Genomic DNA, 8,650 nt, shown 5'->3' on the forward strand with positions numbered 1-8,650 from the left:
GCTCCGCTCCGATAACCGCCATCAGCTTCCTTCAGACCCCTTTGTCGCCAAAGACGCCCTTGCTTACAGCTTGTCTTCCCATTGGCTAGGTGACATGGTCAACTTCTCAGACCACCGGCTCGGCAACATGCCTCGCAAACAAAAACAGCCCGTCGCAATGACGGGCTGCAAAAAACTTTACAGGGTATGCAAATTAAAGTATACAGCTCATCCAAGGATGGGCTGTGCCGGGAAAAAACTATTTTTTCAAATAAACAAACCAGTAGAACATAGCTACAAATAAAGATCCACCTACGATGTTCCCCAATGTTACCGGGATCAGATTGGCATTAATAAAATTACCATAGGTGAAGAAAGCAGTTACCTGGTCCGCAGTCATGTTAAAAACCGAAACTGCCGTTCCATCAGCCCCTAGCTTGGTGGCAGCTGCTACCATTTCGGGGTTTTTCTGAGCAATGGTAATACCCATGGGAATAAAGAACATGTTGGCAACGCTATGCTCAAATCCGCTGGATACGAAGGCCATGATGGGGAAGAAGATACCGAAGATTTTTCCTACTACATCTTTAGCCGCAAAAGCCAACCATACAGCCAGGCAAACCAACCAGTTACAACCAATAGCCCGGAAAAAAGCTTGCCCCCAGGTTAATGACAGTTTACCTTTGGCAATAGCCAGGGCCTTTATTCCATGGGCACTGATTGCGGTGGCAACGGCACCATCGCCCCAAAATCCACCATAAAAGATGATGTATACGAGTAATACCGAACCTACAAAGTTGGCTAGAAAAACAACCACCCAGTTTTTAAGTAATCCGCCCCAGGAGGATTGCCCATTCAAAGAGGAAATACAACAGAACATACAGTTGCCGGTAAACAACTCGGAACCGGCAATGACAACCAACATCAGGCCTACGGAGAAGACTGCTCCAAATAGGAACTGTCCGCCCGAGGTATCTGAGGCTGCCATTGATCCTATCTTGGTAGCCAGGTTAGCTCCAAATCCAATATATACGCCAGCCAGGATTCCCAAAACAAGCATTTTTAAAACTGGTAATTCACATTTCGCCTTTCCAGCATTAGCTGTAGCTGCGGCAATTTCTGCTGGTGTCATAAAATTCATTAGCTTATTCACTCTCCCTTTATTATTGTAATTCTCGAACATAGCAAATAGATACCAAATCCTCTAGTATTTTTGCCGTTAATAGCAAAATACTTCTGTAGAACGCTGGAATTGATGAAGATGTCCCAGCAAGAATCAAGATTATATTCCGGGGCCTGTAGCCCGGCCGGAATATAATTATATCTTGTGCTTCGTTCTTCCCTCCTTCCTTTTTGTTCCCAGCAACTGTTAAGCTCCCAGAACAGCTGCTTTTAACAAAACTCAAGCATGCTTCTCTCTCGTCTACCATACCTGAGTTTATTACCCTGTCCTCAACCGGGATATACTAAGCTTGTCTTTATGATTATTAACGCGGTACCCGTACGCAAGCAGCATACTATAGTCACAGGGTACAAGGCTCATCAATCAACAAGGTTCATATATAATAGAAGTCCCAACCTTTTCTTTTCTACAAAAAGTGATAAAAACCTGCGCGAAAAATCTAATTATTATTTAATTTAATTATATATATAATAATTACTTATATCAATCCCCAGATAATCCCCTCTAACAGGTCACTTTCGCTGATAGTTGTTTCTTCCTTTCCTAACATATCCATTAATAGTAAGACTATTCGGGTTCCCCAGGGAATAATATCGGCTCGGGCTGCCTGCAAACCGGGCAAGCGGCGGCGAAGATTCAGCGGCATCCTTTCCAACATATTATATATATCCGCAATTTCCCCCCGACTCAGAAGCTGCCCGTGAACCAGGCTGACATCATATAAGTCCAGAGAGAGCTTAATAGTCACCAGGCTAGTGGCAGTTCCCCCAACTACAACCAGCGGATGGGGGGCAAAGTCATCTTTATGAAGGGCCAGGGAAGACATTATAGCGGTTATTTCAGTGATTTTCAGGTTTTGTTCCATAGCCCTTACTGCTCCCAGGGGAAAGGATAGGAAAATAGGATCCGCTCCTTCCAGGATCAATTCCAGACTTCCGCCGCCTAGATCAGCTACCAATGGTGACTCTATATCTGGCAAGCCCCGGCTTACCCCCAGGTAGCTCAGATGAGCTTCTTCCTCGCTGCTTATTACCTGAACCTGCATCGCAGTTCTTTCCCGGGCTCTCCTCAGAAAATCTTCCTGGTTTTCCGCTTCCCGCAAGGCACTGGTAGCCACTACCCGGTAAGAGTCTACCTCCATTTCTTCTACAATATTCCGAAAAGAATCCAGACAGGAAATGCTTCGCTCAATAGCTTCTTCTTGGAGGTGGAACTGTTCACCAAGGCCTTCCCCTACCCGAGTAGTCTTGATGTCACGGTAAAGGGGCCGCAATCCTTCCGCACTGGCATCAGCAATTAGTAAACGGCAGGAGTTGGTCCCAATATCTATGGCTGCACAACGCAATATGACTGACTCCTTTTCATCAAGTAAGACTTGCTTCAGGTGGAGTTTTAACTCCACCTGAAGCTTAGCCGCACTTATCCAGGGACTTAGTCGCTCTTACTCCCGCCTATAGGGGCGGGAGTCTTAGAGCGAGTTAGTCATCGGATAAAAAAGCACTTCCTGCGGGAAGTGCTTCCTGTTATTTGCGCATTTTAATTAAAGCGGTTACGCTTCCTGGGTTCCATTTTATTCTTAAGCGGCTGCATTCTCTCATCGCTTTCTTTAAGGAACTTGGCAATCTTGTCATCCAGACTTATCGGGCTATTGATGCTTTTGCCGATGGGATTATTGTAACGGTTGCTTGAAGATCCGGTACTGCTTCGGTAATTCCTCTCATAAGCTTTGGGTTCACTTTTCGGTGGAGGGGATACCTGCTTTATCGAAAGCCCAATCTTTTTCCCCGCAACATTGAGCACCTTAACCTTGACACTATCGCCTTCTTTAATAAAATCCTTAACATCTTTTACATAGGTATCGGCTATCTCGGAGATGTGAACCAGTCCAACCACACCTCCCGGAAGTTCAATAAACGCTCCAAACTTGGTGATTCCCTGCACCTTTCCTTCCATGATGCTGCCAGGTACGATATTAGTTTGTTCAATAGGCATAAAGCTAAAGAGCCCCCTCAAAAATATACTATTTCAATTGTATAAAATGCCCATGCAGTAGTCAACAGCAAAGGGGGTTTATTTATTATCTTTCCTCTTTAACAGGAATTAATATTTTTTCTCCTTTTTTTACCATGCCCAGCTGCTCACGAGCAATTTTTTCTACCGCTGCCGAACTATCTATTTCTTTCAACCTGCTTTCAAGTTCCCGGTTCTTCTTTTCCAATTCGACCTTTTCCTGCTCCAGTCTGTATCGCTGCCCATCCATTTCATAAATAATTTTGAGCTTGGGAGCTGCTATCATAAGCATAAGACTGCATAAGGCTCCGATGAGCAAACATCTAAATACAGCCCTGGGTCCTGGCCTATTTTTCTCCATCCTCTTCCTCTCCCTTAAACAAGCCCAAGGTATCACCGGGAAGTATGATTACTACTTCATAACCTTTAGCTCGGGCCCGGTTAAATAGAGTAGCTACGGTGCTGGTACTTATTCGCAGGGTTTTACTGATTTCTTCGCTGCTCTTACCCGTTTCCTTCAAAACCACTACTTGTCTCTCCCGAAAGCTTAGTTTTTCTACGCCTCTGATTTCAATCTTCATTCCCGCTGCACCCGCTTACCCTATCCACAATTTTTCCACAATCTGTGGACAATTTTATTATTCGGGATGTAATGGATAAATTCCTGCCAGGGGGGAAATTTTTTTAATCCCCACTGTCATCCGGCGGTGGGGTTCGGCGTTTGTCTTTTTGGGCTTTCCAATAGCGGAAAAGATGAAAAAAAGGACGGCTTAAAGCTCGGGCCAACCCGGAAGAAAACTCTAGACTTCCCTGGGCAGCTTGGGAAAGGGTAGCTGCCATAAGCCGCGAAAGAAAATGAAAATATATAGCAATTCCACCGGCCAGGGCCAGGAGTATGTAGAGCCGCATTTCTGCTCCATTGATGAGCAGTAGAAAAACAAAGACAATTAAAAGCAAAACCATCCACAATATCAAATCGATTAAATAAAGCCAATACCTGCCTATCCTGGCTTTTCTGACGGTTAATTGATAATAATGAAAAATGCCGCCGCTGAATATGCCCAGTATCAGGGTCAGGAAAAAGGCCTTTATCTGGCCCAAAAGGACGGACAAAAGGCACCCCCCCTCCGCTAATTGATCGCTTATTTGAGCAAGCGGTTTATAATACTTTTTCCTTTGGCCTTGATATCGGTGCCGGGAGCCTTGTACTCGATAATGTCTATATTCCCTTCCAAGGCCACCCGACCTTGTTCCAGATTCAGGGTGCCAATATGCAAATCTTGCCCAATTATGTAGATGTGACCCTGATCGCTTTCGAGAATAATCTTTTCTTCATCAAAATTGTTAACATGGTTAATGCCGGTGAGTTCCATGTTTCTGCGGTTGCTCAACTTGATGGAATGTTCCGCCATTTAGCTCGCCTCCTTAAATTAATAATGGTCTACCAAAAAATATGCGAGCCCGGCCAAATTTATTCCTCGGGCTGATATGGGGACGGTTAGTATGCAAAGTGAAACTGCATTAAACAAAAAGCCCTGTAAAATACAGGGCCGTATTATTATTCAATAATTCTATATAGATTCCCGGCATCTGCCGCCTTTATGTTTTCCTTAATATCCAGAACCTCATAAACAGCAGTTTTCTCTCCCATACGCAGGGTAATTATATCCCCGATCTTGACTTCACTGGATGGCTTGGCTACCCTGCCGTTTAGCAAGACCCTTTCGCTCTCAGCAAAATCCTTGGCCAGGGTTCGCCGTTTGATTATCCGCGATACTTTTAGATACTTGTCCAGCCGCATTTTATCCCAGAACGTCTTTTAGTGCTTTGCCCGCCTTAAATGCCGGGACTTTAGTGGCGGGGATGTCAATTTCCTCTCCGGTTTGGGGGTTTCTCCCTTTCCTGGCCTGTCTGGCTCTTACTTCAAAGGTGCCAAAGCCTATTAGTTGAACTTTATCATCCGCTTTTAGAGCCCCTTCTACCGTATTGAAGAAAGCATTGACTGCTTTCTCCACATCTTTTTTGGTCAACCCGGTTCTTGTTGCTACCTGACCTACTAATTCCGTCTTATTCAAGAAGCTATCCCTCCTCTTTAGTATTTGGCATATTGTGGCTATTCGCCGCCTCTTGGTAATTTCCTTCTTCCTGCGAAAAAAACTTGCATTTGTCGGGCACCTTTCTGGAATATCATAATCCTTTAGTCTTGGCTTCGTCCCAGATTTGATCTAATTCCTCCAGTGCATAGTCGGTAAAGTCTTTTCCTTCCGCCTTTATCTTCTTTTCAATATAATTAAACCGGGCGGTAAACTTATCATTGCAGGACTGCAGGGCTTCTTCCGGGTCTATATTTTTAAGGCGGGCCACATTCACCAGGGCAAAAAACACATCCCCCATTTCTTCTTTGATCTCTTCCAGCTTCTTGGCTGCTGCCAGTTCCTCTACTTCTTCCTTGAATTTTTCCAGGGCTCCTTCTACCCCGGGCCAGTCGAAGCCGACCCGGGCAGCTTTTTCTTGCATTTTTTCCGCCCGCATCAAGGCTGGTAAGATAGCTGGAATACCCTCCAGCAGATATTTTTTGCCTTCTTTCTTCTTAAAACTCTCCCAATGAGCCATAACTTCATCACTGCTTTTTAAATCCATATGGCTGAATACATGAGGGTGGCGGGTAATCATTTTCTTCTTGACGGTATCGGCCACTCCGGCAAAATCGAAATGGCCCTCCCGTTCCGCCAGGGCGGCATGAAATACAACTTGCAGTAGTAAGTCTCCCAATTCTTCCCTTAATTTATGCATATCCTGCATTTTGATGGCTTCGATTACCTCATAGCATTCCTCAATCAGATATCTCTGCAGGGATTCATGGGTCTGTTCGCGATCCCAGGGACAGCCATCAGGTGCCAGAAGCCGATCCATCACTTCCAGCAGTGCATCTATTGCTTGTCCGTTTTTACTCAAAATCTCACCTCCAACCCATCGCAAGGACAGGATTATTGAAAACTTCCCCTTTCTCGAATAGCCTGATTCGGAACGACACGGGGGTCGTTCCCTACACACCCCTTCGGTCGCTATTGGGGTAGCACCCTGCGGGTACGCCTGGTGTTCCACCCTGCGGGTGTCACTATTAAGGTAGCTGAGCGGAATATTTATGCACACTAATGCACATTTATAACTTTTTGCAGTGACATCATAATTAAACAATAGTTGAAGGATAGTTGAACTAATGCGGTCGGAAATAACCCGTGTGATTCCTGACGCCTGATGACCGCTGACCGACGACCCCTCATTCCTCACTTTTTTTAAGACCGGCCGCTTATGCGCTTCAACATATTTATATCCAATTCCCTAATTAAAAATAGCAGTATCCCATAGAGCAAAACGCCCAAGGAGATAGCTATGAGGGTGGCCAACTGCGATCTGATATCGGCTGCCACCAGGGTTGTATAGGAGAATTGTACGGCTATGGCCATCAAGACCGTAACCAGGCTTATCTTCAGCATTCGACCCTTTTCATAGCTGATTCCGGTAAGCTTTCTTAGATATATAATATTGAGAGAAGAACCGATAAGGAAGGCCAGCACGGTTCCAATAGCGGCCCCCTTTATGTTCAGCATCGGAATGCCGGTAAGGCTGTAGTTGAAGATAACCTTAAAAACGCCGGTAATAAGCAGGTTGCGCATGGCAATCTGCGGCTTGCCTATCCCCTGCAGGCCGGCACTGGATAGCTGAAAAGCCGCCAGAACTATACAGGAGAAAGCCAGGGGTTCAAGGGGTACCCCGGCTGACGGGGTGGCATAGAGTAAATCGCAAATCGGAAAGGCCAGGACATAAAGCCCGGCGGCACAGGGCAGGGAAATAATCATTCCGGCCCGGAAGCCATAATTCAGACGATCGTTTAATAGTTTGCGCTCATTGCGGGCCAGGGCTTCCGATACTGCCGGCACCAGGCTGGTGGCTATGGAAATGGTAAATATGGTGGGAAGGCTGATTAAAACTGCGGCCATCCCGGCTAGTTCGCCATACAAAGCGGTTGCCTGGGAAGTGGCATAGCCGGTGGCCATCAGACGCCCGGGGACAATAATGGCGTCCAGCATCTGCACCAGGGGAAGTACCACTGCTCCAAAAGAAACCGGAATGGCCAGGCGAACCATTTCCTTCCCTAACTCTACGGAACCGGTTCCTGAATAGGCCAGCATTTTTCCGGAGCGCCTCTGCGCCTTGCGGAAAGAATAATAATAGATAAGCAGGACGATGAGCCCTATTATACCCCCCACTACCGCGCCAAAGGTGGCTCCCGCCGCCGCGTATTCCAGGCCGCGGGGGAAAAGCAGAAAAGCCAGGATTAAAACTGCCGTTACCCGGAATAGTTGTTCTATAACCTGAGAAACAGCCGTGGGTATCATGGACTGCTGTCCCTGGAAATAACCCCGGAAAACCGACATCAAACCGGCAAAAAATATAGCCGGGGCCACGGCCAGAATAGGGTAATAGGCCCGGGGTTCTTTTAATACGGAATTGGCTAGAAAGGAAGCCGATTGCATGACCAGCAGGGTGAGCAGAAATCCGAAAAGCAATAGTATTATCAGCGAAACCCGAAAAATCTTTCGGCTGTCACCGGAATAGCCCTGAGTTTCTTTCCGCGAAACCAGCACTGATATGGCTACGGGAACTCCGGCGGTGGCCAGAGATAAAATGGTGGTATAGATGGGGTAGGCCATTTGATACAGCCCCATTCCTTCACCCCCAATTAAGCGGGCCAGGGGAATGCGATAAATTGCTCCCATTATTTTACTGATGGCTCCGGCAATACTGAGAACCATGGCCCCTTTTAGAAAGTTTTGCTTCTCTTGCATCTATACCCTCCCTGTTTTCGTGAGCTTTATTATAACACAGTGCACAATGACAGAATTAACCCAAGAACAATTTATTTTTGATCTCCCCTCACCTGCTCCTCCTCAGCAAAAGAAGCGGTCTTGCTTAATCAAGACCGCTTCTTGTTTTGTATCCTAAGAATTACTGCTCCATCTGTTTGGCCAGGAATCCAGCGGCGGTTTCCGCCAGCTTTACTTCCATATCCCCCATCTTGACGGCTTCCTTGCTTACTATGATAACAGCGCCGATGGGATCTCCCTGAGTAATAATTGGAGCAATTACCTGGGCTTTGATGGTATATTCCCGGTCATCATTCTGAATAACATGCAGGTTTTCGTCATCCGGAGCATCCAGGTCATTCATGATCAGGGTGCTCCTTTCCTCAATAGCTCTCTCCACCACCTTGCCAATGGCTTTACTCAAGAACTCTCTTTTATTGGCTCCGGCTACGGCAATAATCACATCCCGGTCAGCTATCATAGAGATATGACCAATGGTTTCGTTTAGTGAGTCCGCATACTCTTTAGCAAAATCCCCGAGCTCTCCTATGGGTGAATATTTCTTTAATATAACCTCACCTTCACGGTCAACAAAAATTTCCAGAGGGTC

13 protein-coding genes are annotated in these 8,650 nt (G+C 46.2%); 1 reads left to right on the forward strand and 12 read right to left on the reverse strand.

Annotation, left to right across the window (positions count from 1 at the left end; all coding sequences use genetic code 11):
* On the forward strand, positions 1–283 hold a 283-nt coding region (locus tag PHP87_RS09400; protein ID WP_299920611.1), incomplete at its 5' end, for a hypothetical protein.
* Here PHP87_RS09400 and PHP87_RS09405 read toward each other — a convergent pair.
* The 12 genes from PHP87_RS09405 to PHP87_RS09460 all read right to left on the reverse strand — a co-directional run.
* Positions 239–1,120, reverse strand: coding sequence for a formate/nitrite transporter family protein (locus PHP87_RS09405; protein ID WP_299920613.1), 882 nt, complete (start codon positions 1,118–1,120; stop codon positions 239–241). The two genes, PHP87_RS09400 and PHP87_RS09405, sit on opposite strands and share 45 nt — an antisense overlap.
* A 520-nt stretch (positions 1,121–1,640) precedes the next feature.
* Positions 1,641–2,507: a Ppx/GppA family phosphatase gene (locus PHP87_RS09410; protein WP_299920615.1), complete on the reverse strand. Its 867-nt coding sequence runs from the start codon at positions 2,505–2,507 to the stop codon at positions 1,641–1,643.
* A 191-nt stretch (positions 2,508–2,698) separates the two neighbouring features.
* A complete protein-coding gene (locus tag PHP87_RS09415) occupies positions 2,699–3,154 on the reverse strand; it encodes a S1 RNA-binding domain-containing protein (protein ID WP_299920616.1) in 456 nt (151 codons plus the stop codon).
* A gap of 85 nt (positions 3,155–3,239) precedes the next feature.
* Positions 3,240–3,533, reverse strand: coding sequence for a septum formation initiator family protein (locus PHP87_RS09420; protein WP_299920617.1), 294 nt, complete (start codon positions 3,531–3,533; stop codon positions 3,240–3,242).
* Positions 3,520–3,753 (reverse strand): sigma factor-like helix-turn-helix DNA-binding protein, encoded by a 234-nt coding sequence (locus tag PHP87_RS09425; protein WP_299920618.1) that lies wholly within the window; start codon positions 3,751–3,753, stop codon positions 3,520–3,522. The genes PHP87_RS09420 and PHP87_RS09425 overlap by 14 nt, the downstream gene beginning before the upstream one ends.
* 103 nt (positions 3,754–3,856) lie before the next feature.
* The gene (gene yabQ / locus PHP87_RS09430) at positions 3,857–4,285 is read right to left on the reverse strand and encodes a spore cortex biosynthesis protein YabQ (RefSeq protein ID WP_299920619.1); all 429 of its coding nucleotides are present in this window, start codon (positions 4,283–4,285) and stop codon (positions 3,857–3,859) included.
* 29 nt (positions 4,286–4,314) lie between these two features.
* A complete protein-coding gene (gene yabP / locus PHP87_RS09435) occupies positions 4,315–4,584 on the reverse strand; it encodes a sporulation protein YabP (protein ID WP_299920620.1) in 270 nt (89 codons plus the stop codon).
* A gap of 146 nt (positions 4,585–4,730) precedes the next feature.
* Entirely contained in the window at positions 4,731–4,973 is a 243-nt protein-coding gene (locus PHP87_RS09440; protein ID WP_299920622.1) for an RNA-binding S4 domain-containing protein, read from the reverse strand.
* 1 nt (position 4,974) lies between these two features.
* The gene (locus PHP87_RS09445; RefSeq protein WP_299920623.1) at positions 4,975–5,247 is read right to left on the reverse strand and encodes an HU family DNA-binding protein; all 273 of its coding nucleotides are present in this window, start codon (positions 5,245–5,247) and stop codon (positions 4,975–4,977) included.
* 112 nt (positions 5,248–5,359) lie between these two features.
* Positions 5,360–6,127, reverse strand: a complete 768-nt coding sequence (mazG, locus tag PHP87_RS09450; protein ID WP_299920625.1) for a nucleoside triphosphate pyrophosphohydrolase — start codon at positions 6,125–6,127, stop codon at positions 5,360–5,362.
* A gap of 341 nt (positions 6,128–6,468) precedes the next feature.
* Complete coding sequence (locus tag PHP87_RS09455; RefSeq protein ID WP_299920627.1) at positions 6,469–8,022, reverse strand: polysaccharide biosynthesis protein; 1,554 nt, start codon at positions 8,020–8,022, stop codon at positions 6,469–6,471.
* 160 nt (positions 8,023–8,182) lie between these two features.
* Positions 8,183–8,650, reverse strand: a 468-nt coding sequence (locus PHP87_RS09460; protein WP_299920629.1) for a stage V sporulation T C-terminal domain-containing protein, incomplete at its 5' end; no start/stop codon positions are given.

The organism is Syntrophomonas sp., assembly GCF_028707975.1.
Lineage (GTDB): Bacteria > Bacillota > Syntrophomonadia > Syntrophomonadales > Syntrophomonadaceae > Syntrophomonas.